A 26,985-nucleotide genomic window follows, 5' to 3' on the forward strand; every position below is an offset into this window, starting at 1 on the left:
CGCCCGCAACAAAGTCGTCTGAGGCGCGTTTCGCGCCTATGATCAAAGCCCTGCTGGCGACAGCTGCCGCCCCCATTTTTCTCTTCGCCACCGGCGCAACCGCCCAGAATGCTCCAGAGGAACCGGCGTCCGCGCCGGAGACCAGCGTGGACAAGGAGCCGATCAAGGTCCGCCTCTCGCTGGGCCCGCAGCTGCGACCGCGCTTCCCGGGCTCGGACGAGATGTTCCTGCTTCCCTTCTACGACGTCTCGATCACGCGCGGCGACAAGCCGTTCGAATATGAGTCGGCGGATCAGGGCGTCTCTTTCTCGCTGATCAAGAGCACAGGGTTCGCGTTCGGCCCCGTGGTCCAGCTCGAGGGGAGCCGGCGGCGCAATGAGACCGATCTGCCGATCGACGAAGTGGGAACGAGCGTCGAGGCGGGCGGCTTCGTCGATGTCTGGCTGGGCTCTTCGATCCGCGCGCGCGGTGAGCTGCGGAAAGGCGTGACCGGCCATAAGGGCCTGGTGAGCGACGTGATGCTCGATTACGTCGCACGCGACGGCGACAAATGGCTGTTCTCGGTCGGGCCGCGCTTCTCTCTCGCCGATCGCAAATATCAGGAAGCTTATTTCGGCGTGACCCCCGCGGTTAGCGCGCGGACCGGCCTGCCCGTCTACGCGCCCGACGGCGGCGTGCATTCGGTCGGCGCCGCTGCCACGACGCTCTACCAGCTCGATCGGCACTGGGGGCTGTACGGCTATGCCAAATATGAGCGCCTGATCGCCGATGCCGCCGATTCCCCGATCGTCCGCACGATCGGCTCGCGGAACCAGTTTTCGGGCGGCGTGGCGCTGACCTTCACTTTCGACACGGGGATCCGGCGTTGAGGCGAGGAGTTCTGTCATGGAAGCAATGGAACTGCACCGCGGCCGGCTGATCGACCATGTCCAGCTGGTGGTGCGCGACCTCGCCGCCAGCCGGCGCTTCTACGAAGCCGTGTTCGACGTGCTCGGCATCCCCATCGGCGGCAGCGCAGACGATTATTTCTGGGCGGACGAATTGTTCGTCTCGTCCGCCGACAGCGAGGCTGCGCAGGGCAAGCTCACCGGCCGCCACCACCTCGCCTTCCAGGCGAAGGACAATGCGACGGTCGAGGCGTTCCACCGCGCCGGCCTCGCCGCCGGCGGCACCGACAACGGCCCACCGGGCGAACGCCCCTATCACCCCGGCTATTATGCCGCCTTCCTCCTCGATCCCGACGGCAACAATATCGAGGCGGTGTTCCACGGGGCCCATGCGCGCAGCAGTGAATCGGTGAAGATCACGTTCGGGGGTGAGGCGTGGTTCGGGACCGAAGCGACGGCGCGCTCAACTGGTCAGCTTGATTCCGGCGATCCCGACCAGCGTGACGAGCGCGAACAGGATACGCGTGCCCATGACCGGCTCGCCGAGCAGGACCATGCCCAGGACGAGCGACCCTATCGCACCGATGCCGGTCCAGACGACATAAGCGGTGCCCAGCGGCAGGACGCGGAGCGCGCTCGACAGCAGGAAGATGAAGGCGCCGAGCAGAACCAGCGAGAGAATCGCCCAACCGGGCTGCGTCATCCCCTCCGATCGCTTGGTCGCGTAGGCCCAGGCCACGTCGAGCACGCCCGAGACCGCGAGCATGATCCAGGCCGCGCCGAGGCTCATGACGCCGTCCGATGCGCACCGACCCTCGCATCGAGCGTAGCGCGCGCGGCGGTCACGGACCGTTCCCGGAGGCCCGGGTCGCCCGCCGTCGCGCCGGCACGCACGATTTCCGGATCGCCGAGCCCGATGAACCGGAACGCCTCGCGCAGATACCCGCTCGCCAGGTCCGGCCGGCCCCAGCTGGGGCCTTCCGAATAGTCGCCGGCGCTCGCCAGCACGATCGTGAACGGCCGCGACGACAGCAGGGGCCGGTATCCGGTCTGCGGGTCGAAGGCGAAGCTCAGCCCCGGCTGGGTTATCAGGTCGATCCAATGCTTGAGCTTGTAGGGAATGCCGAAATTCCACATCGGCGTCGACAGAACGAGGCTGTCGGCTGCCCGAACCCGCTCGACCAGCCCCCTCACCTTCTCCCAGCTACGCGCCTCTCCACTGTCGAGATCGCGCCCGGCAAGCACTGCATATTTGGCCGATAGCAATGCGCCGTCGAGGTCGGGAAGCGGCTCTTCCCAGAGGCGCAGCCGGTCGACCCGGAGCGCCGGCTCGGCGTCGCGAAGTCGGTCGACGAAATACTCCGCGAGCACGGTCGAAACCGATGCCACGCCCCGTGGCGAAGCCTCGATATGCAACAGATTTCGCGCCATGACCCTGATCCTCCTGCCGTAATGGCGTCGTATCTAATGCGCACGGTTGCGAATGCTGCTTGCATTTCGGCGAGAGATATTCGCATCTGTGCGACAGCATGGATCCCGATCTCGACGATCTGCGTCTCGTCGCCGCGCTGGCGCAGGAAAAGGGCGTCCGGCACGCCGCCCGCCTGCTCGGCACGCACGTCGCCACGATATACCGGCGGCTGCAGGCGCTGGAACAACGGCTGGGGCTACCCCTGTTCGAACGGGTCGACGGCGACTTCCATCCGACGCCTGCGGGTGCCGAATTGATCGCTGCTGCTACAGACGTGTCGGATAGGCTGGGCGTGCTCCAGCGGCGCCTCGCGGCCGATCGCGGACGGCTGGTCGGCGGCCTTTCGATCACGACGACCGATCTCGCTCATGGCGCTCGTGGCCGAAGCTATGCAGCCATTCCAGGCAGCGCATCCCGAGGTGCAGCTCCACCTCATCGTGTCGAACGCGATGGCGGATATGGCGCGGCACGATGCCGATGTCGCGATCCGGCCCACGGCCACGCCACCCGAGGCGCTGATCGGCCGCCGTGTCGCGCCGGTCCAGTTCGCGATATATGCGGCAACGGCGAAGACGCCCGAACGCTGGATCGCGCTCGACGAGAGCATGTCGGACGCCCGCTCCCGGCACTGGCTGGCACGCCATGTCGACGCCCCGGCGCTGCGCGTGAACAGCATGTGGGCGGCAGCGGAGGCCTGCGCCGCCGGGCTTGGCTGGGCGCTGCTGCCGGACTATCTCGCGCGGCGCTTCCCGCTGGTTCCCATAAAGCCGCCGGTCGCGGAGCTCGAATCCGCGATATGGATGCTGTTTCATCCGGACCACCGCGCCACGCCGCGCGTGCGCTATTTCGTGCGCGAAGTCGGCCAGGCGCTCCAGCGGGCGTTGTAGGACGGGCTGACCCCTCCTCGCAATCCCGCGCAGCCCAGCTTGCCCGCGCGCCAGCAGGATTTGCTCGACTCGCAGCCGCTCCGCCGGGATAGAGGCGGCGTGACGACCTTCACCCGCCTCCCCGATCCCGTCTCGCCGCTGTCGCGAGAAACTGCCGCGCTGGCGTTCGCCGACATTCTCGACGGGAACGTGCCCGAGCAGGCGATCGAAGCCTTCCTGATCGCGCTCAGCATTCGCGGCGAGACCAGCATCGAAATCGCCGAGGCCGCACGGGCGATGCGCGACCGGCTGATCCCGATCACCGCTCCCGAGGGCGCGATCGACGTCTGCGGCACCGGCGGCGACGGCCACCACACGCTCAACGTATCGACTGCGGTCAGCCTCGTGGTCGCGGCGTGCGGCGTCCCCGTCGCCAAGCACGGCAATCGCGCCGCCTCGTCCAAGGCGGGCGCCGCCGACACGCTCGAGGCACTGGGCCTCAATCTCGATCGCGCCGCCGCGCGCGCCGAGGAGAGCCTGCACGAGCTCGGCATCGCTTTCCTCTTCGCCCAGCATCACCATCCGGCCCTGGCGCGGATCGGCCCCTGCGCCGCCGGATCGGCCGGCGCACGATCTTCAACCTGATGGGCCCGCTCGCCAATCCGGCGCACGTCACCCGCCAGCTGATCGGCATCGCCCGCCCCGATTACGCACCGATCTATGCCGAGGCACTCACTCAGTTGGGTTCGGAGGCGGCCGCCGTCATTTCGGGCGAGGAGAGCCTCGACGAGCTTTCCACGGCGGGTGCGAGCATCGTCGTCAATGTCGGCCGCGCGAACCTGCCCACGCGGATCACGCCCGAGGATGCGGGGCTCCCCGCCACCCGCTCGCGGCGATCCGCGGCGGCGATCCCGAATATAACGCGCTCGCGCTGCGCCGGCTGCTGCTCGGCGAGACCGGCGCCTATCGCGACGCCGTCCTGCTCAATGCCGCCGCCGCATTGATGGTCGCCGGGCACGCCGACAATCTCGTCGACGGCGTCGAAGAAGCCGCCGAGGCGATCGACGGCGGGCTTGCCAATGCGCTGCTCGATTGCTGGATCGCCTTCGCATGAGCACGATCCTCGACAAGATCCTCGAAACCAAGCGCAGCGAAGTCGCCGCGCGCCGCGTCGCGCCCATCGCTTACGTCGATCCTCGCCGCCGCGCGGCTTCAAGGCTGCGCTCGACGCGAAGGTCGCCGCCGGCGGCTATGGCCTGATCGCCGAGATCAAGAAGGCGAGCCCTTCCAAGGGCCTGATCCGCCCCGATTTCGATCCCCCGGCGCACGCCCGTGCCTATCAGGCCGGCGGCGCCGCCTGCCTCTCGGTGCTCACCGACCAGGAATATTTCCAGGGCCATGAGGACTATCTGATCGCCGCCCGCGCCGCCTGCGATCTGCCGGTGATCCGCAAGGATTTCATGGTCGATCCCTGGCAAGTCGCGGAGTCCCGCGGCATCGGCGCCGACGCGATCCTGATCATCGTCGCCGCGCTCGACGACGGCGCGATGGCCGAGATCGAGGCCGCGGCGATCGAGCTCGGCATGGACGTGCTGGTCGAAGTCCACGATGCCGACGAGCTCGAACGCGCGCTCCGCCTCAAGTCGCAGTTGATCGGCGTCAACAACCGTAATCTGAAGACTTTCGAAGTCGATCTTCAGAAAACCTATGAACTCGTTCGCCGCGCGCCGAAGGATTGTACCTTCGTCGCCGAGAGCGGCCTCACCAGCCGTGGCGATCTCGATGCGATGGCCGAACACGACATCCGCTGCTTCCTGATCGGTGAATCGCTGATGCGTCAGGAAGACGTGGAAGCCGCGACGCGGGCGCTGGTGGGATGAGCGACCTCACGCATCTCGACGAAACCGGCGCCGCACGCATGGTCGACGTCGCCGGCAAGCCCGTCACTGCGCGCGAAGCCGTCGCCACCGGCCGCATCACCATGTCCGCGGAAGCAGCCGCGGCGATCCGGGCGGGCAGCATGAAGAAAGGCGACGTCCTCGCCACCGCGCGGATCGCCGGGATCATGGCCGCCAAGAAGACCGCCGAGCTGATCCCGCTCTGCCACCCGCTGCCGCTCACGCGTGTCGCAGTCGATCTCGCCCCCGACGAGACCGGCGTCACCGTCACCGCTACTGCCGCGACCGAGGGCAAGACCGGCGTCGAGATGGAAGCACTCACTGCCGCCAGCGTCGCATTGCTCACGCTCTACGACATGGCCAAGGCGCTCGATAAGGCGATGGTGATCGGCGACATCCGCCTGCTCTCGAAGACCGGAGGCCAATCGGGCGACTGGGCCGCCTCCGCCGACCGCAATTAGGGATTCTACAACCGCGTCTCTTAACCCCCTTTCAACCCGTTTCAGCAATGTCGCCCCACGGACCGGGGTGGAAAAACAGAAATGATTCAGGCCCTCAGGTCCGCGACCGTCTTCTCGCTTTCCGCAGATCCGCCCCGCGCCGTGCTCGGCGAGCCGGACGCGCAGGCTGCCTTCGACGCAGCGTTCCTCGTCAGCGATTGCGAACGCTTCCCCTGCTCGCTCGAGCGGCTGTCGTCCGCGGGTGCGACGCTCCAGCTCGGTGCCCAGCTCGCGCAGGACGAGCCGATGCGTCTCGAAATGGCGAGCGGTCAGTCGGTTACCGGCAAGATCGACTGGTGCGCCAACGGCGAGGCCGGTTTCGTCTTCGACGAGCCCGTCGACATCATCGGCACTCTTGCGCGCACGCTCGCCAGCCTTCCCGCCGAGCGCCGGGCCATGCCGCGCGTCGAGATCCGCCAGCTCGTCTCGATCCGCAGCGGCAGCAAGATCGAGCATGCGCGGACGCGCAACATCTCGCAGGGCGGGGTCGGCATCGACACGAAGCTCGAACTCGCCGTCGGCGATCCGGTGCAGCTTACCTTCGATGCGCTTCGCCCGCTCGACGGCACCGTCCGCTGGGCGCAGGACGGCCAGGCCGGCATCGCGTTCGACGAGGGCCTTGGCTGGCAGACGCTGATGCCGTGGTTCCGCCACCTCCAGCGCGCGCATCCCGGCGGCGAGCGCGCCCCGCTCGACGGCGCCGGCGAGGGAATGATCCCCGACAAGCACGCCATCCGGCTCGATGCGCCGGCCAGCATCCGCGAAGGGGTGCGCTGGTGGAATGCGCGCGTCCGCGGCATCACTGCGCATCTCGTCGAGCTCGAGACCCGCGCCGCTTTTGCGACCGGCGCCCAGCTCTGGGTCTCGCTCCCCGAGATCGGCGGCGGCCCGGCAAGCGTGATCGAAGTCGCGCACAACCGCATCCTGTGCGAGTTCCGCCTGCCGCTCCGCCCCCGCGACCTGACGCTCGTCACCGGCGGCAAAGCTCCGGGCTGAGGATATTTAGAGGAGTCGACACCCGTAACTCCGGAATCTAGGCTGGCATCTCTTCCGCCATCATGAAGATTGCCGATGCCCCGCTTCCTTGCCGTCTACACCATGAAGCCCGAAGACCTGGCGCGCTTCCGTAGCATGCCCAAGAGCGAGCAGGACGCAGTCGATGCTGCCGGCCTGCAGCAATGGGCGGACTGGGAGGAGAGAAATGCCGCATCCTTCCCCGATCGCGGCGGCATGGTCGGCAAGACCCGGCGCGTCACCAAGGACGGCATTGCCGACGCCGTGAACCCTTTCTGCGGCTACATCATCGTCGAGGCCGACACCATCGACGCTGCCGCCCGACTGTTCGAGAACCACCCGCATTTCGCGATCTTCCCCGGAGACGGCGTGGATATCATGCCCTTCCTCACCGACCCCGCGCCGACTTGAACTTCCCGGCACACGCTTTGACCACGCCCGCACTCCTCCCCGTCGCCGAAGCCCAGTCGCGGCTATTCGCGCTGGCCTCTCCTGCCGCCATCGAGCGCGTGCCCCTGGCCGCAGCCGCCGGCCGCTGGGTGGCAAGCGACGTCCACGCGCTGCGCACACAGCCGAGCGCCGATCTCTCGGCAATGGACGGTTACGCGATCCGCTTCGCCGACCTCCCCGGCCCTTGGCGGGTGATCGGCGAGAGCGCCGCCGGCCGCGCCTTTGCCGGCGCCGTCGAGCCCGGCGAAGCCGTGCGCATCTTCACCGGCGCGCCGCTGCCGTCGGGCGCCGACACCGTGATGGTACAGGAAGAGGCTGCGCGCGACGGTGCGGCGCTGATCCTCACCGGCGAAGGCCCCGGCACGCCGGCCCGCAACGTCCGCCGCCGCGGGCTCGACTTCACCGAGGGCAATCTCCTCCTTCGGAGCGGCGATCGTCTCACGCCGGCCCGGCTCGCCCTCACCGGCACCGCAGGGCACGGGGCGCTCGACGTTCGCCGGAAAATCCGCGTTGCGATCGCCGCGACCGGTGACGAACTCGTGCCTCCCGGCACTCCGGTCGGCGAGGCGCAGCTTCCCGAGACCAATCGGCTGATGCTCGCGGCCCAGCTCGCCGATCTCCCCGTCGAGCTGGTCGACCTCGGCATCCTCCCCGATCGCCGCGATGCGCTCGAATCCGCGTTCCGGAGCCTGGACGCCGATCTGCTGGTCACCAGCGGTGGCGCATCGGTGGGCGATCACGATCTCGTCCGGCCCGCGCTCGAGGCCGCCGGCGCGACGATCGACTTCTGGAAGATCGCGCTTCGCCCGGGCAAGCCGATGATGGCCGGCAGGCTCCGCGGCGCGATGGTCCTCGGCCTGCCCGGCAACCCGGTTTCGGCCTTCGTCACGGCCATGCTGTTCGTCCGCCCGCTCATCGCTTTCCTATCGGGAGCCCGCGATCCCCTGCCCGTCACCCGCACTGCGATCCTCGGCGAACCGCTCGCCGCGAACGGCGAACGCACCGATTATCTGCGCGCCGAGATCAGCGGCGGTCGGGCGCGCGCATCGACGATCCAGGACAGCTCGATGCTCGGCACCCTCGCCCGCGCCGGCTGCCTGATCGTCCGCGAACCCCATGCCCCCGCGGCCAAGGCGGGCGACTCGGTGGAAATCCTCGACATCGCTTGACAAGCTTGCGGAACATTGCGTAAACGTTCCCAGTCTGTTCTGGACAGGAGGATTGCATGCTCACGCGCAAGCAGCACGAGCTCATCTGCTTCATTGCCGATCGTTTGGCCGAGACCGGCGTTTCGCCGTCGTTCGAGGAAATGAAGGACGCGCTCGACCTCAAATCCAAGTCGGGAGTGCACCGCCTGATCAGCGCACTCGAGGAACGCGAGTTCATCCGTCGCCTCCCCAATCGTGCCCGTGCGCTCGAAGTGCTCCGCATGCCCGAGCGCGGCGGCGACACCAAGAAGCCCGCCGCGGCCAAAGTTGACAAATCGAGCTCGACTCCCGCAACTTTGCCGAGGCCGGCCAACGACGTGGTCGAGATCCCGCTCCACGGTCGCATCGCCGCGGGTACCCCGATCGAGGCGCTCGAAGGCGCGACGATGCTTCCCGTCCCCGCCGCGTTGTTAGGCGCGGGCGAGCATTATGCGCTTGAGGTCGCCGGCGATTCCATGGTCGAGGCCGGCATTCTCGACGGCGATTATGCGCTGATCCGCCGTACCGAAGTCGCGCGCGACGGCGAGATCGTGGTCGCCTTGATCGACGATGCCGAGGCGACGCTCAAATATTTCCGCAAGGAAGGCGCGATGATCCGCCTCGATCCAGCCAATCGCGATTACAGCGCCCAGCGTTACCGCCCCGATCAGGTGCGCGTGCAGGGCCGGCTGGCGGGGCTGCTGCGGCGCTATTGATCCGCGAGCCGCCTTCGGTTTCATACGCTGGCGATCGCAATAGGGCGGGGACGAATTTACTGCTACGGTAACGGGCCGGTGAGCCGGAGCGATACTGTCCATGCCGAACCCGAGCGAAGCGGCCATCTTGCCTGTGATCGACGGCATTTATGCCGCCGCGTGCGACTTCGCCGCGTGGCCGGCCTTGCTGGAGCAGCTTGCCGACCTGCTCGGCGCGCGTGACGCAGCTTTCGGCACGATGAGCCCGACGGGCATTGCCTGGCTGGAGGCGCCGCGCACCGACCCGGACTTCCTCGGTCGTTACGCGGACTATCATGCCGAGGATCTGGTATGGCACGCCATTGCCGCGTCCGGGGTGGGCAGCGTGGTAACCGACGAGATGGTCGGCGATGCAGCGGATCTTCACACCGGCGCCTATTACAATGAGTGGTCGCTGCCGCAGGGATATCGCACCAAGCTTGGCGGGCTGGTGTTGGACGAGGAGGGCTGGCAGACGATGATCGTGCTGCCCGGGCACGATCGCTATTCGGCGGAGCAGGTCCGGCTCCTGAAACTCCTTTCACCGCATCTTCGCCGTGCGATGCAGATCCATATGCGCCTGACCGAGAGCCGGCTCGATGACGAAGTCTCGACGCGCGTCCTCGACCGACTGGCAAGCGGCGCCCTGCTGGTGGACGGAAACCGGCGGCTGCTGTTCGCCAATCGCGCGGCCGAGGCACTGTTCCAGCCAGGAGGCGGACTCGCGTTGTCGGGCGGACAATTGACGGCGACCGGGCGCACCGAGCAGGCGGCGCTCGACGCAGCGATCGCGCGGTGCGCCCGCCAGGCGCCTGCCGATAGCGGCGCCGATCTCGATTTGCGTTGCGAAGGTGCGCCCCGCCAGCTCCGCGTGATCCCGCTGCGGCGATCGGTGCCGCTGGTTTCGCCGGGTGTGCCGGTGGCATTGCTGATCGAGGCAGCCGACCGATCGGACGAGGCGGTCACGGCCCGGCTGCGCCTGCACTACGGCCTCACGCCCGCCGAGGCCGCCTTCGCAGTCGAGATCGCCAAGGGGGACGGCAAACGCGCGGCGGCGGCACGGCGCGGCATCTCTTATACTACGGCACGAACCCATCTTTCGCGCGTCTTCGACAAGACGGGGGTCAGGCGGCAAGGCGAGCTGGTCCGCCTCATTCTCGGCCGCGACCCATCCGATTCCTGACCAAGGCTTGATCCACCCGCATCGGACGATCGTCCGATGCGGGACGCCTTGGGTAACGATATGCCGGATCGGCAAAGCCGCAGGAGCATGACTGGATGAGCGTATCCGTTGTCGAGGGGACGGTGACCGAAGCGGTCAAGACCCGGACCAAGCCCTTCGCCCGTTATCGCGTGCTCACCATCGCTCGCCGCGACGGAGGCATGGAACAGATCAAGGGGCCCGTGGCGGCGAGCGCGATCGGTGAACACCTGGTCCCCGGCGCCGAAGGCCGCTTCTATCTGTTCAGGGCGATCGACCATGGCGGCGTCCACGGCATCCGCCTGGGCGACGGCACCGAAATCTATGCCTATCCGGGCAACAACATCCGGCTCTTCGTCCTGGTGATCATCATCGCAATCGCCTGGATCGCAGTCAGCGTGCTGAACGACAAGCTGCCGCTGCTCGCCGTGGGAATGATCGTGTTGGGTGCCGTAGGCGTAATCCTCACCAGCAAGAGCAAGAGCGAGACCAGGCGGCAGTTCGAATCCGACCGGTCCTGAACGGGCCGGGTTCGACGCGAGCGATCAGGCTGCCCCGCCGCTTGAACGCGTTCGCAATCCAGTGGTCCGGCATGTTCAGATCGCACACTTGCAATGTAGGATTTCGTCTGCTTGCCTCAGCAAGCCGGAACCCCGGCCGCTCTTTGACCTGGTCGACACCCTGCAGCTTCGAAAACGCACGCAAGAAAGTTGCGAGACTCAGCGCGTTTCCGCCAACTGAGTCAATTTAAGCCCCAACCGCCTTCGCAGGGCCGCGGCTTAACGAGTCGCTCGCCGGTCGCCTACCGGGCGCGCCGCAAATGGCGGCTGCACCGTCAGTGGGTTCAGCCAGGGATGCGTTCCCCCACCGCGAACCGTGCGTATTCTCGCGTCGGCGAAGGTGATCGCCACTCCGCCGGTCTTCGCCAGTGTATCGCGGTCGAGCCTTAGCCAGCGCGGTATGCAGCCGGGCGGCAGCCGTCGGTCGCTCACCACGACGTCCGTCGCCTTGCACAAGGCGATCATCTCGGCCCACGGCACCATATAGCCGCTCCGCGTCGCGAGCACGCGCCAGCGCCGCGCGCCCGAACGCACCTCGACCAGGCACAGATCGGGGCTGCATCGCGCGTCGGGCGCTTCGGAGAGCAAGGCGAGTTCTTCCTCCGCGCCGCTATTCTCGCCGAGCATCGAGCGCGTGTAATCGCCGGCACGATCGCGCAGCAGCGCCATCGCACCGTCCGACGTCCGGATCGCCAGGTGCCGGCCGTCGCCTGTGACGAGCAGGTCCGGCGCCGGCGTCAGCAATGCCCAGCCCAGCCCGACCGCGAATGGGGCCAGGCCTCCCCAGCGCACCCGCGTCCGCCACAAGGCTACCCACAAGCCGCCCGCGACGATCAGCGCATAGGCTCCGCCCGGCATCGCCGGCAGCGCGGCAACCGCTCCGGGCGCCGACGCAGTGACATGCGCCAGCCACAGCAACAGATCGAGCGCCCGCGCGGTGAGCCACCAGACGGGCGCGCCGATCCCCGCCATGTCGAGCGCCAGCGCCAGCGCCTCGAGCGGCATGATCACGAAGGTGGTCAGCGGGATCGCGACGATATTGGCGAGCGCGCCATAGATGCCCGCTTTGTGGAAATGGAACAGGCCGATCGGCATCAGCGCGAGCTCGACGGCGACGCCGGTAAGCAGCAGCGAGCCGAGCCCGCGCAGCAACCGCCGTCCCCTTCCTTCCTCGCGCCGCCGGAACCAGCCGCGCACCCGCGGGCTTTCGTGGAGCGCGACGATCGCAGTCACCGCCGCGAAGCTGAGCTGGAAGCTGGGCCCGGCGAGCGACTCAGGCCATAGCAGCAACACGATGAACGCACCGGCCGCCACCAGCCGCAGCGTGATCGCCTCACGTCCCAGGCTCAAGGCGAGCAGCACCAGCAACGCCGCCACGCATGACCGGATCGTCGGCACCTCGGCGCCGGTGAGCAGGGTATAGCCGACCGCTGCCAGCGCTCCCGCCCCCGCCGCGACCAGCGGCAACCGCCAGCGCAGCGCGAGGGTCGGGCTGAGCGCCAGCAGCCGGAGGACCAGCAGCATCGCCGCGGCGGTGACCGCAGTGACGTGCAGTCCGCTCACCGAAAGCAGGTGTGCGAGCCCCGAGCGCCGCATCGCCTCCGAATCCTCTTCCGCAATCGCGCCCTGGTCCCCGGTCGCCAGCGCGCTCGCGATCCCGCCTCCGCTCCCGGCAATACGCGACTGGATGTGGCCCGATAGCCGCGCGCGCAGATCGGCGCCTGGCGCGACGCCAGGCGTCACCACCTCGACGGGCGCAAACCCCTTCCCTGTGGCGCCCAGCCCGCTGAACCAGGCGACGCGTGCGAAATCATAGGCTCCCGGCACCGCCGCGGTCGGCGGCGGCATCAGCCGCGCCCGTAATTTGATGACCGCACCCCGCGTGAGACTCGCCGGCGCGTCGGCCGTGGCGAGATTGACGCGGACCCTGGGCGGCAGATCGGCATGCCCGATCGGCGAGAGCGTCACCCTGACCACGTCGCGCGCGGGCAATTGCTCGACCCGCTCGACACGTCCCGCGAACACCGCCAGTGCGGGCCGCGCCAGCACCGGTGCCGCGACGCGCTCTGCCCGCCACCAGATCAGCACACAGCCGGCCGCCAGCGCGAGCCCGGCGATCGCGATCGCCCGCGGCGCCCTGCCCCCACCCGGCAACACTATCGCCGCGAGCGCCAGCGCCAGGCTGCCCAGGATGAAACCGATCCAGCGGGCGGTGTCGGGAAGCACGAACCAGGCGGTGATCCCCGCCCCCAGCATCACCGGCAGCCAGAGCACGAGCTGCTCACGCTCGATCTCCAGCCAACGCTCGATGCGGGCAGCGCCATGGCGAAGCGCCGCCCTCGCCCCCATTTGAAGGGCGGGCAACCCCGTGCTAGGGGCCTCGGCGGCTGAGCTGGCCATCGATTTTCATGTCTGGGAGCACGCGCGGTTGAGCGCAACATCTGATACCGGCAGCAAGCCTGTCGTCACCCGTTTCGCGCCGTCGCCCACCGGGTTCCTCCATATCGGCGGCGCTCGTACGGCGCTGTTCAACCTGCTGTTCGCCCGCCATCACGGCGGCAAGTTCCTGCTGCGCATCGAGGATACCGATCGCGCGCGCTCGACCGAACCGGCAATCGCCGCGATCCTCGACGGAATGCGCTGGCTCGACCTCGATTGGGACGGCGACGAGGTCTATCAATTCTCGCGGGCCGCCCGCCACGCCGAAGTCGCGCATGAAATGCTCGCGGGCGGCCACGCCTACAAATGCTTCGCCACCGCCGAGGAACTCGAGGCGATGCGCGCCGGACAGCGCGCGAACAAGCAGCCCTTGCGCTATGACGGGCGCTGGCGTGATCGCGATGCGAGCGAGGCTCCCGAGGGCGCGCCCTTCGTGATCCGCCTCAAGGCGCCACGCGAAGGCAGCGTGACGATAGACGACCGGGTCCAGGGTTCGGTCACCGTCAACAATAGCGAGCTCGACGACATGGTCCTGCTCCGCTCGGACGGCACGCCGACCTATATGCTCGCGGTGGTGGTCGACGATCACGACATGGGCGTCACCCATATCATCCGCGGCGACGACCATCTCAACAACGCCTTCCGCCAATTGCCGATCTATCGGGCGATGGGCTGGGAAGAGCCGAGCTACGCGCACATCCCGCTGATCCACGGTGCCGACGGCGCCAAGCTCTCGAAGCGCCACGGTGCGCTGGGGGTGGATGCCTATCGCGACGAGCTCGGCTTGCTCCCGGAAGCCGTGTCCAACTATCTCCTCCGCCTCGGCTGGGGTCATGGCGACGACGAGATCATCAGCCGCGAGCAGGCGATCGAGTGGTTCGATCTCGCGGGCGTCGGCAAGAGCCCCTCGCGCTTCGACCTCAAGAAGCTCGAGAACCTCAACGGCCATTATATCCGCGCCTCGGACGACGCCCGCCTCGCCGAGCTGGTCGCGAAGCGGCTACCGTTCGAAATCACCGAAGCGCAATCGACGCTCCTCACTGCGGCGATGCCTTCGCTCAAGCCCCGTGCCGCGAGATCTCAATGAGATCGCCGAGGGCGCGATGTTCCTTTTCCGGACACGTCCCCTCGATCTCGACGAGGGCGCGGCTGCACTGCTGGAGGGCGACGCCCCTGCACTCCTCGCTGCAGTGCACACTTCGCTTGACGCGGCCGGAAGCTGGGATACGGAGGCCCTCGAAGCGGCGGTACGCACCGTCGCCGACGATGCGGGGGTCAAGCTCGGCGCCGTCGCGCAGCCTCTGCGCGCAGCACTTACCGGGCGACGCACCTCTCCGGGCATCTTCGACGTTCTGGCATTGCTGGGGCGGGAGGAAAGCCTGGCCCGCATCGCCGATCAAATGACCAAGCCCGCCTGATCCGGGCTAGAGCAAGGACGACGTTTATGAGCGACACCGCGAAGCTTCAGGTTCCGGGCAAGGACGTTGAATACCCGATCCTCACGGGCAGCGTCGGCCCGGACGTCGTCGACATCCGCAAGCTCTATGGCCAGACGGGGATGTTCACCTACGATCCCGGCTTCACTTCGACTGCGTCCTGCGAGTCGGGCCTGACCTATATCGATGGCGACGAGGGCGTATTGCTCCATCGCGGCTATCCGATCGGCCAGCTCGCCGAGCATTCGAGCTTCATGGAAGTGGCCTATCTGCTGCTGAACGGCGAACTGCCCGGCAAGGACGAGCTGGCCGGCTTCAACAACACGATCACCCGCCACACCATGCTGCACGAGCAGCTCGCGACCTTCTATCGCGGCTTCCGTCGCGATGCGCACCCGATGGCGGTGATGTGCGGCGTCGCCGGTGCGCTCTCGGCCTTCTATCACGATTCGACCGACATCACCGATCCCAAGCAGCGCATGATCGCGTCGCACCGGCTGATCGCCAAGATGCCGACGATCGCGGCGATGGCGTACAAGTACAGCGTCGGCCAGCCGTTCCTCTACCCGGACAACAGCCTCTCCTACACCGGCAATTTCCTGCGGATGACCTTCGGTGTTCCGGCTGAAGAGTATGTGGTGAACCCGGTGGTGGAAAAGGCGCTCGACCGCATCTTCATCCTGCACGCCGATCACGAGCAGAACGCCTCGACCTCGACCGTGCGCCTCGCCGGTTCGTCGGGTGCCAATCCGTTCGCCTGCATCGCGGCCGGCATCGCCTGCCTGTGGGGCCCGGCGCATGGCGGCGCCAACGAGGCCGCGCTCAACATGCTCCATGAGATCGGCCGTCCCGAGCGCATCCCCGAGTTCATCGCGCGCGCCAAGGACAAGAACGATCCGTTCCGCCTGATGGGCTTCGGCCACCGCGTGTACAAGAATTACGATCCGCGCGCGACGGTGATGCAGAAGACCGTGCGCGAAGTGTTCAAGGAGCTGAACGTCTCCGATCCCGTGTTCGAGGTCGCGCTCCAGCTCGAGGAAATGGCGCTCAAGGATCCGTACTTCATCGAGAAGAAGCTGTTCCCGAACGTCGATTTCTATTCGGGCGTGATCCTTTCGGCGATCGGCTTCCCGACGACGATGTTCACTGCGCTCTTCGCGCTCGCCCGCACCGTCGGCTGGGTGGCACAGTGGAACGAGATGATCTCGGATCCCGAGCAGAAGATCGGCCGCCCGCGCCAGCTCTACACCGGCCCCGTCCAGCGCGACTACGTCCCGGTCGACAAGCGCTGACCCTCGACGCCCCTCCCTCCCGGGAGGGGAATTTGCTCGCTTATCCAGTCGCGAAACGCCGTCATCGCCGGGCCCGGCGTTCGCGATTTGAGCCAGGTCAGCCAATAGCGCCCCGTCGCCACTTCCAGCGCGAAAGGCCGCACCAGCGCGCCACCGTCCCAGCATCGAGGCGGGCGCCAGCGCCACCCCCACGCCCTGCATCGCCGCTTCGGCCATCGCCAGCGACGAATCGAACACCGGCCCCTTGAGCGTAGGCGCGGCGACTCCGGCAGCCTCGAACCAGCGCCCCCATTCATCGGCACGATACGAGCGTAACAGCGGCATTCCCAACAGGTCGCGCGGTTCGCCGAGTTCCCGCGCAATCGCCGGCGTACAGAGTGGGGTCAGCCGAGCCTCCATCAACGGCACCGCCTCGGTTGCATGCCACGCCCCATCGCCGAAGCGGATCGCGAAATCGAGTCCTTCGCCGGCCAGATCGACTCGGTTGTTGTTGGTGAACAGCCGCAAATCGATCCGCGGATGCGCTGCGCGGAACGCGGGCAGGCGCGGCAACAGCCAGCCGGTCGCGAAGGTCCCTACCGCCGCCACCGACAGCAACTGTGTGGCCTCGCCGCTGGCGATCCCCTCGACCAGTTCGGCCATGCGATCGAAGCTCTCGGCGAGCACCGGCAGGAGCGCCACGCCCTCGTCTGTAAGCGCCAGCCCGCGCGGCAGCCGCCGGAATAATTGCACGCCCAGCCGCGTCTCCAGCGCCTTCACCTGATGGCTCACCGCGGCCTGCGTCACGCACAATTCGATCGCGGCACGAGTGAAAGAGAGGTGCCGCGCGGAGGCCTCGAACGCGCGCAGGGCATTGAGCGGCAAATGCGGGCGGACCATCGCATTCGCATAAGCTTTCCTAATGGCCGAAGCCAGTTTTCAGGTGGAAAGCGCTCTGAATCTGTACCGCAGACTACAAAGTGATTCAGCAAAGCGAAGCCTGGCGAATCCTATCCTCCTTTCACTGCGGGAGAATTGACAGGAGAGCATGATGAAGATTGTCAGGATCATCGCCGCCGCCGCGCTCGCGTTCACGGGCGTCGCCGGGGCCACTACTGCCGCCAGCGCGGCACCGGTTACCCTGGTCGCCGCCAGCGCCGCCGTGCAGGATTATGGCTACGGCTATCGCGACGACCGACGCTATCGCGATGACAGGCGCTATCGCGATGACAGGCGCTATCGCGGCGACCGTAATCGCTGGGATCGCAATCGTTGGGATCGGGGTCGTGGCTATGACCGCGGACGCTATTATCGCGGGCACCGCTCGCATCGCGCCTGCTGGAACGAGTGGCGCCACGGTCATCGCGTGACGGTCTGCCGCCGTCGCTAAATTGAGGACGGGGCGCCTGCCGTAAAAGCGGGCGCCCCACTCACTTCCGCAAGGGAAGCTTGAACACGAACCGCGCGCCCATTCCCGGCGCGCTGTCCACTGTCAGGTCTCCGCCCATCGCCCGGGCGAGTCGCCGGGCGATATAGAGTCCCAGACCCGATCCGCCGGGCTCGCTGTCGTCGACGCGGCCGAATTTCTCGAAGATCCGCGCATGATCCTCCGGCGCGATGCCCTTGCCTTGATCCGCGACGATCACGCAGCCCATATTGCCTTCGCGCTCGAGCCGGATCCACACCATCGCGCCCGGCGGCGAATAGCGCACCGCGTTGCCGATCAGATTGACCATCACCTGCAGCGCGCGGCGGAACTCGCCGGTCACCGGCAACGCGTCGTCCGTCGCAGGCTTGTCGATCCGCACCTCGGATTGCGCGGCACGCACCCCGAGCAACCCCGCCGCGCGCCGCGCTACGTCGGCAAGGTCGATCGGTTCGATCAGAATCGCGAAATCCTCGCGCTCGATCGCCTGGAGATCGACCAGATCCTCGACCAACCCGAGCAGATGCCGCCCGGCATTGGCGATGTCGCTGGCATATTCGGCATAATCGGGTTTGAGCGGTCCCTCCAGCTGCGCACTGATGCTGTCGGCATTGGCGATGATCTTGCCGAGCGGCCCCCGCAACGCGCGATCCAGCCGCTGGCTGAACAGAATCGGGAAAGCCTCCGAATGCCGCGGCAGGCGCCGGCAAGGGCGTATCCGGGCCCGCCTCGGGCGGCGGCGGCGCATCGAGCATGTGCGCCCCGCCGACGAAACCGGCGAAACGCCCGCCCGGATCGCTGCGCGGAGCAGCCGCGAGCCGCGCCATCCGCCCGGTCCCGCGAATCTCCGCCTTCTGCCCGTCGAACTGCGCCTGCGCCGCCACCGCGTCGAGGATCGGCAGATTGCCACTCTCGTCCTGCTCGAGGCGGAACAGACGCGTCAGCGGCTGGCCGAGCATCTCGCTCGATTCGAAACCATAACGCTCGCCCGCTTCGATCGAGAGGAAGGTGATGCGCAGCGACGCGTCGGTCTCCCACAGCCAGTCGGCAGCCGATCGGAAGAAGTCGCCGTCGCGTTCGAGCTCGCTGCCGATCGCGCGCCAGGCCGGCCGCTGGCGCCACCCGCTGACTTCGAGCCGGACGCCGCCGTCCTCGGGCTCGGCGCGGACCCACAGATCGAGATCGTCCTCGCCGTCCCCGGCGACGACGTTGCGCGAGATCGCGATGCCCAGCCGCTGCGAAAGTCGCGCGAGCGTGGCGATCTGCGGCACCGCGAGCGGCGCGCCCTGCTCCCCGCCGGCGCGCAGATTGAGTTCAGCCAGACGCGCCTCGGCGTCGATCAGCCGTCCCTCGCGGTCGAGCCGCCCGTACGACACGGGGATCGAGCGATCGATCGCGTTCATGCCGCCCCCCGGTGCGGGCCAGCGCCAGCAGCGCCGCGCGATAGTCCGGATCGAGCCGCAGCGGCGCGATCGCATCACGCGCATCGTCGCTCGCAATGGCAAGGATCGCATCGAGCCGGTCGGCAAAGCGCTCGACGTCACGGCGCGGATCGGCCTCGCACAAAGCGAAGCCGACATGGGCGATCGCCTCGCGCCCCAGATCGAGCGCACGGAGCGCCAGCCAGAGTCGCTCGGCACCCGATTCGAGCACGATCTCGCGGGCAAGCGCGTAGCTCACCCCTAGGGCGTGGGCGAGCAATGCGATGAACAGCACGATGCGTCGATCGCCCAGCGCCTCGACCAGCATCCGCGGCAGTTCGTCGGGCTGGGCGTCGATTGCCGCGGCAAAGCGCATCGCCGCGCCCTCCAGCCGATCGCCTTCGTCATAAGCGGCGAGGCTGCGTTGCGCGGCGTCGGACAGCGCCCGGTCGAGCACTGGCAACGCGCCGTCGGCGACCTCGCCAACACGCTCCCGCAGCGCCGCCGCTACCCACCAGACCAGTCGGCAATGCAGCTCGGCTGGCAGGTCGGTCTGAGTCAAATGTTCCGCGTCGGGATCGCCGCGCCGCCGGCTTTCGGCGATCAGCACCGCCATCGCGCCGCTGGCGAGCGCGCGATCCGGGTGCTGGACGAATCGATTGACCAGGCTGGGACGCTCGGGATTGTCGGGCGCGTTGAGCGGCAGCGCCGCCGCGATCGCGTCCTGGCGCACCCGCGCGATCAGCTCGGTCATCAGCGCGGGATCGCGCAACAGGCCGGAATCGAACAGCCGGTCGCAGACGCTCGCCTCGGTTCGCAGCATCGCCGCGGAAAGCCGCGCTTCGCCGCGCTCGCTCAGCAGCCGTGCGCCATTCTCGCGAATCTCGGCCTCCACGGTCTCCACCAATGCGCGCAGCAGCAGCGACAACGACGCCCGCGTGCGCTCGTCGAGCCGTGCCTCGTCGGGCAGGAAGAAGTCATGGATCGCCACCGCCAGCCCATCATGGGCGCGCGTCTCCGCAGCCGCCGCGCGCGCGAGCAGCTCGGGAGCGCCGCTGGTGGCGCCGTGGGTTATGTCGACGGGGTTATCCGACATCGACCTCTGACTAGCGGAATGTGATTAAAGCGAAGCTAAGCTTTTTCGCGCGTGCCCTCAACCGCGGCCGCCAGCGTTATGAAAGCATAAAGCGCCGCTGCGCCTAGACCGAACTGGATCAGCCCGGCCAACGCGAACGGCGTCAGCAACAGCAGGTGCGCCGACGGGCTCGCCCACCAGCGCCGGTGCCGCGAAGGTGCGCGCTCGATCAGGAACTGCATCGCGAGCGCCACTGCCGCCAGCACCAGCGGCGTGGTCGTATCGAGCCGCATGCGCTCCATCCAGCCGCAGCCAAGCGCGACGCCGCCGAACAGGGCCAGCAGCGTCCATTCGATCGCCCTTGCCCGCCGCTCCTCGCCGCGCAGGGCGGCCATCGCGCCGCTCGTCGCGAACGTGGCTGCCGAAAGAAGCGAGGCAATCAGTCCCGGGCCCTCCCAATCATACGCGATCGCAGTGAAGCTCAGCAAAGCGAGTACGCCCGCCACGCCGATCAGCGCCCAACCGGGCACGTTGCGCGAAACCAGTTCGGGCAGCACCATCCGCGCGATGCGCGTGAACACCCAGCGATCGGCCCAGTCGGTCCGCCGCTCGGTCAGTGCCGCCATGATCCCGGTATTGCGCGCGGCAAGGCCCTCGGCGCTATGTTCGACGGCATGACCGCTGCGCAGCCAACTCGCGGTCAGTGGAACATGATCGGCGCCCGATTGCGCGGCGACGCGCAGCAACGCCGACTGGAAGTCGTAATCGTCCGGCATCTGCGCGATCTGCTTGAGTTGGCCGATCGAGATCCGCGCCACTCCCGCCCAGCAATCGCGCATGTCGAGCCGCTCGATCGCTGCGGGCGAATCGGCATCGTCGGTGACGAGCAATGCCTCGGGGCCTTCATTGCCCATCCGGTCCATCACCGGATCGGTGGTGACCAGCCCGTCGGCCATCACCAGCACCCGCGCTTCTTCGCCGATCTTTTCGGCGGCTTCCTCGGCCGAGCGGACGATCTCGACGAAGAGATCGCGCCGGCTCGCGCGGCTCACTGCGGAGAGCAAGGCCGGGGTCATCTTGCCGACCGCCACCAGCACGTGCTGCGCGCCTGCGCCGAGAGCAGCCGCACCTGATATTCGAGCAGCGTCATGCCGCCAAAAGGCAGCGTCGCGACGAGCGTACCCGGCCGGTCGCTCGCCTCCTCGATCGCAAAAATCAGCCCCGCCAGCATGGTGCGGTCGTTAAGCCCTCGTCCTGCCTTACGCAATCAATACAGCAGGAACGGCCGCCGCACCTCGGCCCAGGCCGCCTCGTCGGGCAACGTGATCGCGTCGAGATCGCCCGCCGCGGCACCGGCATCGTCGACCCATTCGCGTAAGGCAGCGCCGCCGTTGATCACATCGATCGCGAGCTTGTCGAAGACATATTCGTACGGGAAATCGCGCCACAGGTCATAGTCCGAATAAAGCGCCCGGATCGCCTTGAAGCCCAAAGCCTGCACCCGCCACGGCCGGAACGCCGCGTGATCGTAGACCGGCCCCTCGGCATGAATGAACACGCCCGAGCAGGGCTGACCGACATGCTTGTGGAACGTCGGCTGGAACCAGATGTCACGGAGCGTGCACCCGGCCAGCCAGTCCGGCGCCAGTCTACGCATTTCAGCGATAATTGCGCGCGAATCCACGTCGGGAGCGCCGAACAGCTCCAACGGCCGGGTCGTCCCCCGCCCCTCGGACAAATTGGTGCCCTCGAGCATCACCGTCCCGGCATAGGCCCGCGCCATGTTCACATTCGCGGCATTGGGACTCGGATTGATCCACGGCCTCTCCGGCGGCCAGCCGAACCCCGGCTCCGCCTCGGGCTGCCATCCCTCCATCGCGATTACGGTATAATCCACGTCGAGGCCGAATTGCTGGATGAACCACGCCCCCATCTCGCCCAGCGTCATCCCGTGCCGCATCGGCATCGGTCCGGCGCCCACGAAGCTTTCCCAACCGGGCAGCAAAGTCAGGCCCTCGATCGGTCGCCCCGCGGGGTTGGGCCGATCGAGCACCCAGACTTCTTTCCCATGCTGCGCTGCGGCCTCGAGCACGTAGAGCAATGTGGTCACGAACGTGTAGATTCGGCAGCCGACGTCCTGCAGATCGATCAGGATGACGTCGAACGTCCCCATCGACTGCCCCGTCGGCCGCCGCACTTCGCCGTAGAGGCTGAACACGGGCATGCCATAGGTCGGATCGGTATAATCCGGCGATTCCATCATATTGTCCTGGAGATCGCCGCGCACGCCGTGCTGCGGCCCGAACACCGCCGAGACGTTGAGCCCCGTCGCCACCAGCGCGTCGAGCGAATGCGTCAGATCCGCGGTGACCGAAGCCGGATGCGCGAGCAATGCGACGCGCTTGCCTTCGAGGGGCTTGCGGAGTTCAGGGTCGGCGAGCAGCCGATCGATGCCGAATTTCATGCGCGCATCGCTGCCGGGACTTCGAAGGCGAAGCAAGCCTCATGGTGGAAATCGGGCTTCCCCGGCGGGTGCGCGAGCGACCAGAAGGAGCGCTTGCCGCCCGCTTCCTCGATCACTGCAGTGACGCCGACACACCAGTCGCCATCGGGCAGGCCGGACAGGTCCACCGCCGCGCGCATCTCGCCGCCCCACCATTCGATCGCCGGAGTGATCAACGGCATATCGGTCATGAATGCGCGATATGCCTTGAAGCGATACGCTGCCCACTCTCCGGATGGCGAGAAATTGAACTCGTAATAGCCGTCGCCTTCTTCCGGCCGAATGAACAGCTCGAAGCAGGTGTGCTTCCACAGTTCTTCTGCGCGGCGCGCCTGGGCCGGCTCGGGCGTGATCAGATCGTCGGTCCCATCCACGCGATATTCGATCAGCCATCGTCCGTCGCCGCCGCACGCGAGCATCACGTCGATGCCGCGCACCGATATTGGCGCGAAATCGGGATGCGGCACCAGCGTCCCATTGCCCAATCCTCTCCCCAACGTCCTTCCTCCATGCTAGGCGGCGCGGCATCATGACCGAATACCAGTCCGATCTGCTCCGCCTGCTCTCTTCGCGCGGCTATATCCACCAGGTCACCGACCCTCAGGGGCTGGATGCCCTTGCCGCGCGCCAGGTCGTTCCCGGCTATATCGGCTTCGACCCGACCGCGCCGTCGCTCCACGTCGGCAGCCTCGTCCAGATCATGCTGCTCCGCCGGCTCCAGCAAGCGGGCCACAAGCCCATCGTCCTCATGGGCGGCGGCACCGGCAAGGTCGGCGACCCCAGCTTCAAGGACGAGGCCCGCAAGCTGATGACGGTCGATACCATCGCCAGCAACATAGCCTCGATCAAGACAGTGTTCGAGAACTTCCTGACCTTCGGCGACGGCCCCATCGACGCAGTGATGGTCGACAATGCCGAATGGCTCGACGCGCTCGAATATCTGCCGTTCCTGCGCGACTATGGCCAGCATTTCTCGGTCAACCGGATGCTGAGCTTCGACTCGGTCAAGCTGCGGCTTGAGCGCGAGCAGTCGCTGTCGTTCCTCGAATTCAACTATATGATCCTCCAGGCCTACGACTTCCTCGAGCTGTCGCGCCGTTCCGCCTGCCGCCTGCAGATGGGCGGCTCGGACCAATGGGGGAACATCGTCAACGGCATCGAATTGTCGCGCCGAGTCGACGGCACCGAAGTGTACGGCGTCACCACTCCGCTGATCACCACGGCGGATGGCGGCAAGATGGGCAAGACCATGTCGGGCGCAGTGTGGCTCAATCCCGAGCAACTCTCGCATTACGATTACTGGCAGTTCTGGCGGAACACCGACGATCGCGACGTCGGCCGGTTCCTGCGTCTGTTCACCGATCTGCCGCTCGACGAGATCGTCCGTCTGGAGGCGCTCGAAGGCGCCGAGATCAACGAAGCCAAGAAGATCCTCGCCAACGAAGCGACGGCGATGTGCCGCGGTCCCGCCGCCGCACACGAAGCCGCCGAAACCGCGCGCCGCACCTTCGAGGAAGGCACTGCCGGCGAGGCGCTGCCGAGCTTCGCGGTGCCTGAGGGCAGCATCAACATCGTCGATGCGCTGATCGGTCTCGGGCTATGCCCCTCCAAGGGTGAAGCCCGGCGGAAAATCGCCGAGGGTGCGATCAAGATCGACGACCAACCGGTCGGCGATCCGACAGCGATGGTCGCGGTGATCGGGCAAGTGAAGGTCAGCTTCGGCAAGAAGCGCCACGGACTTCTGGTCCCGGCCTGAAATCGGCGCGTAAGTGTATGTTAAGCAGCTTCGTTTGAACGGAATTCACGCGAGAGCGATATCAGGGGAGCCGTACCTCAAGGTTTGAGCGAGGCGCCCGTGAGTTTTAGCATCGGCAATCTGGCCATCGCCGACGACCGGCAGACAATGCGCGACGACGTGCATTATCGTGCGCGCGCGTTCGGCCCCGATGCGCGCCAGCTCACGTTCCTGATCGTCAACATCTCGCCGCATGGACTGATGGCGCGCTGCGACACGCCGTTCGAAACCGGTGATCGCCTTCGCGTCGTTCTTCCCGGTGCGGGAACCGTCGTCGCCGAAGTCCGCTGGTGGCTCGGCGGCCGCCTCGGCTGCCAGTTCGATCCGGCGATCGATCTCGCGAGCTATTACGAGCTCATCGCCACGATGGTGAAGGGCAAATAGCCTAACCCGCCCGCAGCAATGCTACCGCGGCATCGCGCTCGAACAGATAGAGCGCCGTCCGCGCCGCCTCCCCCGCGGCGTCTTCAAGCTCCGATCCTGATCGACCAGCAGGCGCGCGTCGGCGTTGGCCGCGACCATCAACACCTGCATCATCTCGGGCGTGGCCAGCCGGAACTGCGCCTCGCCGGATTGCCGCGTGCCGAGCAATTCGCCGCCGCCGCGCAGCTCGAGATCGCGCTCGGCGATCAGGAAGCCGTCATTGGTGTCGCGCATCAGCGCCAGCCGGGCGCGCGAGGTTTCGCTGAGCCCGGCCCCACGGAGCAACACGCAATGCGACTTGCCCCCGCCACGTCCCACCCGCCCGCGCAATTGGTGCAACTGCGCCAGACCGAAGCGGTCGGCATGCTCGATCACGATCAGCGTGGCATTGGGCACGTCGACGCCGACCTCGATCACCGTCGTCGCGACCAGCACGCCGATCTCGCCGCCCGCGAACCGCGCCATCACCGCGTCCTTCTCCGGGCCTTTCATCCGTCCGTGGACCAGCCCGACCTTGTCGCCGAAACGCGCCCGCAGCTGCGCCGCGCGCGCCTCGGCCGCGGCGAGATCGACTTTCTCGCTTTCCTCGACCAGCGGGCACACCCAATAGGCCTGCTTGCCCGAACCGAGATGCCGCCCCAGCGCCTCGACGATCTCGGCCAGCCGATCCTCGGAGATCACGCTGGTCTCGATCGGCTCGCGGCCGGGCGGCATTTCGTCGAGCCGGCTCACATCCATCTCGCCATGCGTCGCGAGCTGGAGCGTTCGCGGGATCGGCGTCGCAGTCATGACGAGGAGATGCGGCGGCACCTGCGCCTTGGACTGGAGCATCAGCCGCTCGGCGACTCCGAAGCGATGCTGCTCGTCGACCACCACGAGCCCGAGATCCTTGTAGCGTACGCCTTCCTGAAAGATCGCATGCGTGCCGACCAATATGTCGATCGATCCGTCGGCGAGTCCCATCAAGGTCGCCTCGCGCGCCTTGCCTTTGTCGCGACCGGTGAGGACCGCGACTCTTACATCCAGCCCTGAGAGCATGCGGGTAAGTGTCTCGAAATGCTGGCGCGCGAGAATCTCTGTCGGCGCCAGCATCGCCCCCTGCGCGCCTGCCTCAGCGGCAATCAACAGCGCCATCGTCGCGACCAGGGTCTTGCCCGATCCGACATCGCCCTGCAGCAGCCGCAGCATCGGCTGAGTTTGCGCCATGTCGCCTTCGATCTCACGGATCGTCCGCGATTGCGCCCCCGTCGGCGTGTAGGGGAGTTGCAGATTGTCGCGCAGCCGGCCGTCGCCCGCCAGTGGCCGTCCCCGCTTGGCCCGTGCCTCGCCGCGCACCAGCATCAATGCGAGCTGGTTGGCGAAGATCTCGTCATAAGCGAGCCGCTCGCGCGCCTTGGCGTCGGAGGGATCGGCATGGATCGCCACCAGCGCCTCACGCCAGCCCGGCCAGCCCTTCTGCGCCTTGAGGCTCGGCTCGATCCATTCGGGCAGCTCGGGCGCACGCTCCAATGCCTGCGCCGCCAGCGCCGCGATCCGCTTCGACGTGATGCCTTCGGAACAGGGATAGACCGCCTCGCGCCCCACCGACTGCGCCTCATCGGGTGCGAGCACGAGATCGGGGTGGACGATCTGCAACTCCTGCCCATAGGTTTCGAGCTTGCCCGAGACGAAGCGCGGCTCGTTCAAGGGCAGCAGCTTCTTCGCCCAGCCCGAATTGCCGCCGAAGAATACCAGGCTGACGTAATTTCCTTTGGCATCCACCGCCTGCACCCGCGCCGGCGCCCGCGCGCTGCCGCCGAAGCGATAGCTCACCGCAGTCAGCGTGATCGCAATGATCCGCCCCGCATCGGCGGCGTCGAGCTCCTCGCGCGGCACCCGATCGATGAACCCGGTCGGCAGATGGAAGGCGACGTCCACCGCGCGCGCCAGCCCGAGCCGTTCCAACGGCTTGGCCAGCCCAGGGCCGATGCCCTTCAGCGCGGTGACTTCCGCGAACAGTGGATTGAGAATGTCGGGCCGCATGTCTATCTCCGCCCTACACCGAAGCCGACGGTCGCTCAAAGCGCCGCCGGCCGATTTGCGTTGGAGATCCTGTGGAACGCGAACACCGCCTCAAGCGCCTGCGCTTCCGCGCCTGGCATCGCGGCGTCAAGGAAGCCGATCTGCTGATCGGCGGCTTCTTCGACATGCATGCCGAACGCTGGGACGATGCCGAGATCGAACTGTTCGAGGCTTTGCTCGAGGAACAGGATGTCGACATCATGGCGTGGGCGATGGGAACCGCTGCCGTCCCCGCGCGCTACGAGGGCACGATAATGAACGCCCTCAAGACACTGAACTACGTGCCGATTTCCCGTTAGCCGTCACCCCGGCGAAAGCCGGGGCCCAGAGTCTCCAGCGACGACCGCCGTGGCTCTGGATCCCGGCT

Annotated in this window: 23 protein-coding genes and 8 pseudogenes; 19 read left to right on the top strand and 12 right to left on the bottom strand. The window is 67.3% G+C overall.

The genetic code is table 11. The features are described 5' to 3' along the window. Positions 1-38: 38 nt before the first annotated feature. Positions 39-869, top strand: a complete 831-nt coding sequence (locus PIB19_RS06155) for a MipA/OmpV family protein (RefSeq protein ID WP_271240095.1) — start codon at positions 39-41, stop codon at positions 867-869. A gap of 25 nt (positions 870-894) precedes the next feature. Continuing rightward, a pseudogene (locus tag PIB19_RS06160) lies at positions 895-1,197 on the top strand (VOC family protein); the annotation flags it as partial. A gap of 153 nt (positions 1,198-1,350) precedes the next feature. Here PIB19_RS06160 and PIB19_RS06165 read toward each other — a convergent pair. Both PIB19_RS06165 and PIB19_RS06170 read right to left on the bottom strand, forming a co-directional pair. After that, positions 1,351-1,677: a DMT family transporter gene (locus tag PIB19_RS06165; RefSeq protein WP_271240096.1), complete on the bottom strand. Its 327-nt coding sequence runs from the start codon at positions 1,675-1,677 to the stop codon at positions 1,351-1,353. Beyond that, complete coding sequence (locus PIB19_RS06170) at positions 1,674-2,318, bottom strand: FMN-dependent NADH-azoreductase (RefSeq protein ID WP_271240097.1); 645 nt, start codon at positions 2,316-2,318, stop codon at positions 1,674-1,676. Before PIB19_RS06170 ends, PIB19_RS06165 begins: the two co-directional genes overlap by 4 nt. 98 nt (positions 2,319-2,416) lie before the next feature. Between PIB19_RS06170 and PIB19_RS23515 the strand changes: the two are divergent. The 11 genes and pseudogenes from PIB19_RS23515 to PIB19_RS06220 all read left to right on the top strand — a co-directional run. After that, positions 2,417-2,545, top strand: a pseudogene (locus PIB19_RS23515) (helix-turn-helix domain-containing protein); the annotation flags it as partial. A gap of 181 nt (positions 2,546-2,726) precedes the next feature. Beyond that, positions 2,727-3,245 carry a LysR substrate-binding domain-containing protein gene (locus PIB19_RS06175; RefSeq protein ID WP_271240098.1) on the top strand — a complete coding sequence of 173 codons (519 nt, stop codon included), beginning with the start codon at positions 2,727-2,729 and terminating at the stop codon, positions 3,243-3,245. Positions 3,246-3,344: 99 nt separating this feature from the next. Beyond that, a pseudogene (gene trpD / locus PIB19_RS06180) lies at positions 3,345-4,338 on the top strand (anthranilate phosphoribosyltransferase). Beyond that, positions 4,335-5,104 (top strand): annotated as a pseudogene (gene trpC, locus PIB19_RS06185) (indole-3-glycerol phosphate synthase TrpC). Before trpD ends, trpC begins: the two co-directional pseudogenes overlap by 4 nt. Next, positions 5,101-5,583 carry a cyclic pyranopterin monophosphate synthase MoaC gene (gene moaC, locus PIB19_RS06190; protein WP_271240100.1) on the top strand — a complete coding sequence of 161 codons (483 nt, stop codon included), beginning with the start codon at positions 5,101-5,103 and terminating at the stop codon, positions 5,581-5,583. Before trpC ends, moaC begins: the two are co-directional and overlap by 4 nt. Before the next feature lie 81 nt (positions 5,584-5,664). Continuing rightward, complete coding sequence (locus tag PIB19_RS06195; RefSeq protein ID WP_271240101.1) at positions 5,665-6,618, top strand: PilZ domain-containing protein; 954 nt, start codon at positions 5,665-5,667, stop codon at positions 6,616-6,618. Between the two features lie 75 nt (positions 6,619-6,693). Further along, complete coding sequence (locus tag PIB19_RS06200) at positions 6,694-7,047, top strand: hypothetical protein (protein ID WP_271240102.1); 354 nt, start codon at positions 6,694-6,696, stop codon at positions 7,045-7,047. Further along, entirely contained in the window at positions 7,044-8,255 is a 1,212-nt protein-coding gene (locus PIB19_RS06205) for a molybdopterin molybdotransferase MoeA (protein WP_271240103.1), read from the top strand. The genes PIB19_RS06200 and PIB19_RS06205 overlap by 4 nt, the downstream gene beginning before the upstream one ends. Before the next feature lie 56 nt (positions 8,256-8,311). Further along, complete coding sequence (gene lexA / locus PIB19_RS06210; RefSeq protein ID WP_271240104.1) at positions 8,312-8,989, top strand: transcriptional repressor LexA; 678 nt, start codon at positions 8,312-8,314, stop codon at positions 8,987-8,989. Positions 8,990-9,116: 127 nt separating this feature from the next. Beyond that, positions 9,117-10,190: a helix-turn-helix transcriptional regulator gene (locus PIB19_RS06215; protein WP_271240105.1), complete on the top strand. Its 1,074-nt coding sequence runs from the start codon at positions 9,117-9,119 to the stop codon at positions 10,188-10,190. Positions 10,191-10,285: 95 nt separating this feature from the next. After that, positions 10,286-10,729 (top strand): hypothetical protein, encoded by a 444-nt coding sequence (locus PIB19_RS06220; RefSeq protein ID WP_271240106.1) that lies wholly within the window; start codon positions 10,286-10,288, stop codon positions 10,727-10,729. Positions 10,730-10,987: 258 nt separating this feature from the next. Here PIB19_RS06220 and PIB19_RS06225 read toward each other — a convergent pair whose 3' ends face one another. Beyond that, positions 10,988-13,117, bottom strand: coding sequence for a ComEC/Rec2 family competence protein (locus PIB19_RS06225; protein ID WP_271240107.1), 2,130 nt, complete (start codon positions 13,115-13,117; stop codon positions 10,988-10,990). Positions 13,118-13,196: 79 nt separating this feature from the next. Between PIB19_RS06225 and gltX the strand changes: the two are divergent. Then, positions 13,197-14,625, top strand: a pseudogene (gene gltX, locus PIB19_RS06230) (glutamate--tRNA ligase). Positions 14,626-14,651: 26 nt separating this feature from the next. Continuing rightward, positions 14,652-15,935, top strand: a complete 1,284-nt coding sequence (locus tag PIB19_RS06235) for a citrate synthase (protein ID WP_271240108.1) — start codon at positions 14,652-14,654, stop codon at positions 15,933-15,935. Here the strand turns inward: PIB19_RS06235 and PIB19_RS06240 are convergent. Further along, positions 15,911-16,814 (bottom strand): annotated as a pseudogene (locus PIB19_RS06240) (LysR substrate-binding domain-containing protein). The gene PIB19_RS06235 and the pseudogene PIB19_RS06240 overlap by 25 nt on opposite strands. 151 nt (positions 16,815-16,965) lie before the next feature. On the opposite strand from PIB19_RS06240, the gene PIB19_RS06245 reads away from it, so the two are divergent. Beyond that, the gene (locus tag PIB19_RS06245; protein WP_271240109.1) at positions 16,966-17,304 is read left to right on the top strand and encodes a hypothetical protein; all 339 of its coding nucleotides are present in this window, start codon (positions 16,966-16,968) and stop codon (positions 17,302-17,304) included. A 40-nt stretch (positions 17,305-17,344) separates the two neighbouring features. Here PIB19_RS06245 and PIB19_RS22840 read toward each other — a convergent pair whose 3' ends face one another. From PIB19_RS22840 to PIB19_RS06275, 7 genes and pseudogenes are all read right to left on the bottom strand, one after another. Beyond that, positions 17,345-17,983 carry a sensor histidine kinase gene (locus tag PIB19_RS22840; protein WP_336297268.1) on the bottom strand — a complete coding sequence of 213 codons (639 nt, stop codon included), beginning with the start codon at positions 17,981-17,983 and terminating at the stop codon, positions 17,345-17,347. A gap of 172 nt (positions 17,984-18,155) precedes the next feature. Beyond that, a pseudogene (locus PIB19_RS22845) lies at positions 18,156-18,743 on the bottom strand (PAS domain-containing protein); the annotation flags it as partial. Beyond that, positions 18,655-19,857, bottom strand: coding sequence for a DUF2336 domain-containing protein (locus tag PIB19_RS06255; RefSeq protein ID WP_271240110.1), 1,203 nt, complete (start codon positions 19,855-19,857; stop codon positions 18,655-18,657). The pseudogene PIB19_RS22845 and the gene PIB19_RS06255, both read right to left, overlap by 89 nt. 35 nt (positions 19,858-19,892) lie before the next feature. Further along, on the bottom strand, positions 19,893-20,933 hold the full coding sequence (locus PIB19_RS06260; RefSeq protein WP_271240111.1) for a hypothetical protein: 1,041 nt from the start codon (positions 20,931-20,933) through the stop codon (positions 19,893-19,895). Further along, on the bottom strand, positions 20,909-21,067 hold the full coding sequence (locus PIB19_RS06265) for a hypothetical protein (protein ID WP_271240112.1): 159 nt from the start codon (positions 21,065-21,067) through the stop codon (positions 20,909-20,911). Before PIB19_RS06265 ends, PIB19_RS06260 begins: the two co-directional genes overlap by 25 nt. A 36-nt stretch (positions 21,068-21,103) precedes the next feature. Further along, a complete protein-coding gene (locus tag PIB19_RS06270) occupies positions 21,104-22,300 on the bottom strand; it encodes an exo-beta-N-acetylmuramidase NamZ family protein (protein WP_271240113.1) in 1,197 nt (398 codons plus the stop codon). After that, positions 22,297-22,836: a DOMON-like domain-containing protein gene (locus PIB19_RS06275; protein WP_271240114.1), complete on the bottom strand. Its 540-nt coding sequence runs from the start codon at positions 22,834-22,836 to the stop codon at positions 22,297-22,299. Before PIB19_RS06275 ends, PIB19_RS06270 begins: the two co-directional genes overlap by 4 nt. 32 nt (positions 22,837-22,868) lie before the next feature. Here PIB19_RS06275 and tyrS point away from each other — a divergent pair, with 32 nt between their 5' ends. After that, positions 22,869-24,095: a tyrosine--tRNA ligase gene (gene tyrS, locus PIB19_RS06280; RefSeq protein ID WP_271240115.1), complete on the top strand. Its 1,227-nt coding sequence runs from the start codon at positions 22,869-22,871 to the stop codon at positions 24,093-24,095. A gap of 99 nt (positions 24,096-24,194) precedes the next feature. After that, positions 24,195-24,518, top strand: a complete 324-nt coding sequence (locus tag PIB19_RS06285; RefSeq protein WP_271240116.1) for a PilZ domain-containing protein — start codon at positions 24,195-24,197, stop codon at positions 24,516-24,518. Position 24,519: 1 nt separating this feature from the next. On the opposite strand, the pseudogene recG reads toward PIB19_RS06285, so the two are convergent. Beyond that, a pseudogene (gene recG / locus PIB19_RS06290) lies at positions 24,520-26,579 on the bottom strand (ATP-dependent DNA helicase RecG). A gap of 71 nt (positions 26,580-26,650) precedes the next feature. On the opposite strand from recG, the gene PIB19_RS06295 reads away from it, so the two are divergent. Further along, a complete protein-coding gene (locus tag PIB19_RS06295; protein WP_271240117.1) occupies positions 26,651-26,917 on the top strand; it encodes an FAD assembly factor SdhE in 267 nt (88 codons plus the stop codon). The last annotated feature ends 68 nt before the right edge of the window (positions 26,918-26,985 follow it).

This window comes from Sphingomonas sp. 7/4-4 (assembly GCF_027941955.1).
In the GTDB taxonomy this organism is placed as follows: domain Bacteria; phylum Pseudomonadota; class Alphaproteobacteria; order Sphingomonadales; family Sphingomonadaceae; genus Sphingomonas.

Excerpts from the sequence above, each read along its gene's own strand:
- PIB19_RS06220 (WP_271240106.1), top strand. The coding sequence starts at position 10,286 with ATGAGCGTATCCGTTGTCGAGGGGACGGTGACCGAAGCGGTCAAGACC.
- PIB19_RS06225 (WP_271240107.1), bottom strand. The coding sequence starts at position 13,117 with ATGGGGGCGAGGGCGGCGCTTCGCCATGGCGCTGCCCGCATCGAGCGT.
- lexA (WP_271240104.1), top strand. The coding sequence starts at position 8,312 with ATGCTCACGCGCAAGCAGCACGAGCTCATCTGCTTCATTGCCGATCGT.
- PIB19_RS06155 (WP_271240095.1), top strand. The coding sequence starts at position 39 with ATGATCAAAGCCCTGCTGGCGACAGCTGCCGCCCCCATTTTTCTCTTC.
- PIB19_RS06195 (WP_271240101.1), top strand. The coding sequence starts at position 5,665 with ATGATTCAGGCCCTCAGGTCCGCGACCGTCTTCTCGCTTTCCGCAGAT.
- PIB19_RS06265 (WP_271240112.1), bottom strand. The coding sequence starts at position 21,067 with ATGCTGGCGGGGCTGATTTTTGCGATCGAGGAGGCGAGCGACCGGCCG.
- tyrS (WP_271240115.1), top strand. The coding sequence starts at position 22,869 with ATGACCGAATACCAGTCCGATCTGCTCCGCCTGCTCTCTTCGCGCGGC.
- PIB19_RS06170 (WP_271240097.1), bottom strand. The coding sequence starts at position 2,318 with ATGGCGCGAAATCTGTTGCATATCGAGGCTTCGCCACGGGGCGTGGCA.
- PIB19_RS06200 (WP_271240102.1), top strand. The coding sequence starts at position 6,694 with ATGCCCCGCTTCCTTGCCGTCTACACCATGAAGCCCGAAGACCTGGCG.
- PIB19_RS06235 (WP_271240108.1), top strand. The coding sequence starts at position 14,652 with ATGAGCGACACCGCGAAGCTTCAGGTTCCGGGCAAGGACGTTGAATAC.
- PIB19_RS06255 (WP_271240110.1), bottom strand. The coding sequence starts at position 19,857 with ATGTCGGATAACCCCGTCGACATAACCCACGGCGCCACCAGCGGCGCT.
- PIB19_RS06245 (WP_271240109.1), top strand. The coding sequence starts at position 16,966 with ATGAAGATTGTCAGGATCATCGCCGCCGCCGCGCTCGCGTTCACGGGC.
- PIB19_RS06175 (WP_271240098.1), top strand. The coding sequence starts at position 2,727 with ATGGCGCTCGTGGCCGAAGCTATGCAGCCATTCCAGGCAGCGCATCCC.
- PIB19_RS06270 (WP_271240113.1), bottom strand. The coding sequence starts at position 22,300 with ATGAAATTCGGCATCGATCGGCTGCTCGCCGACCCTGAACTCCGCAAG.
- PIB19_RS06165 (WP_271240096.1), bottom strand. The coding sequence starts at position 1,677 with ATGAGCCTCGGCGCGGCCTGGATCATGCTCGCGGTCTCGGGCGTGCTC.
- moaC (WP_271240100.1), top strand. The coding sequence starts at position 5,101 with ATGAGCGACCTCACGCATCTCGACGAAACCGGCGCCGCACGCATGGTC.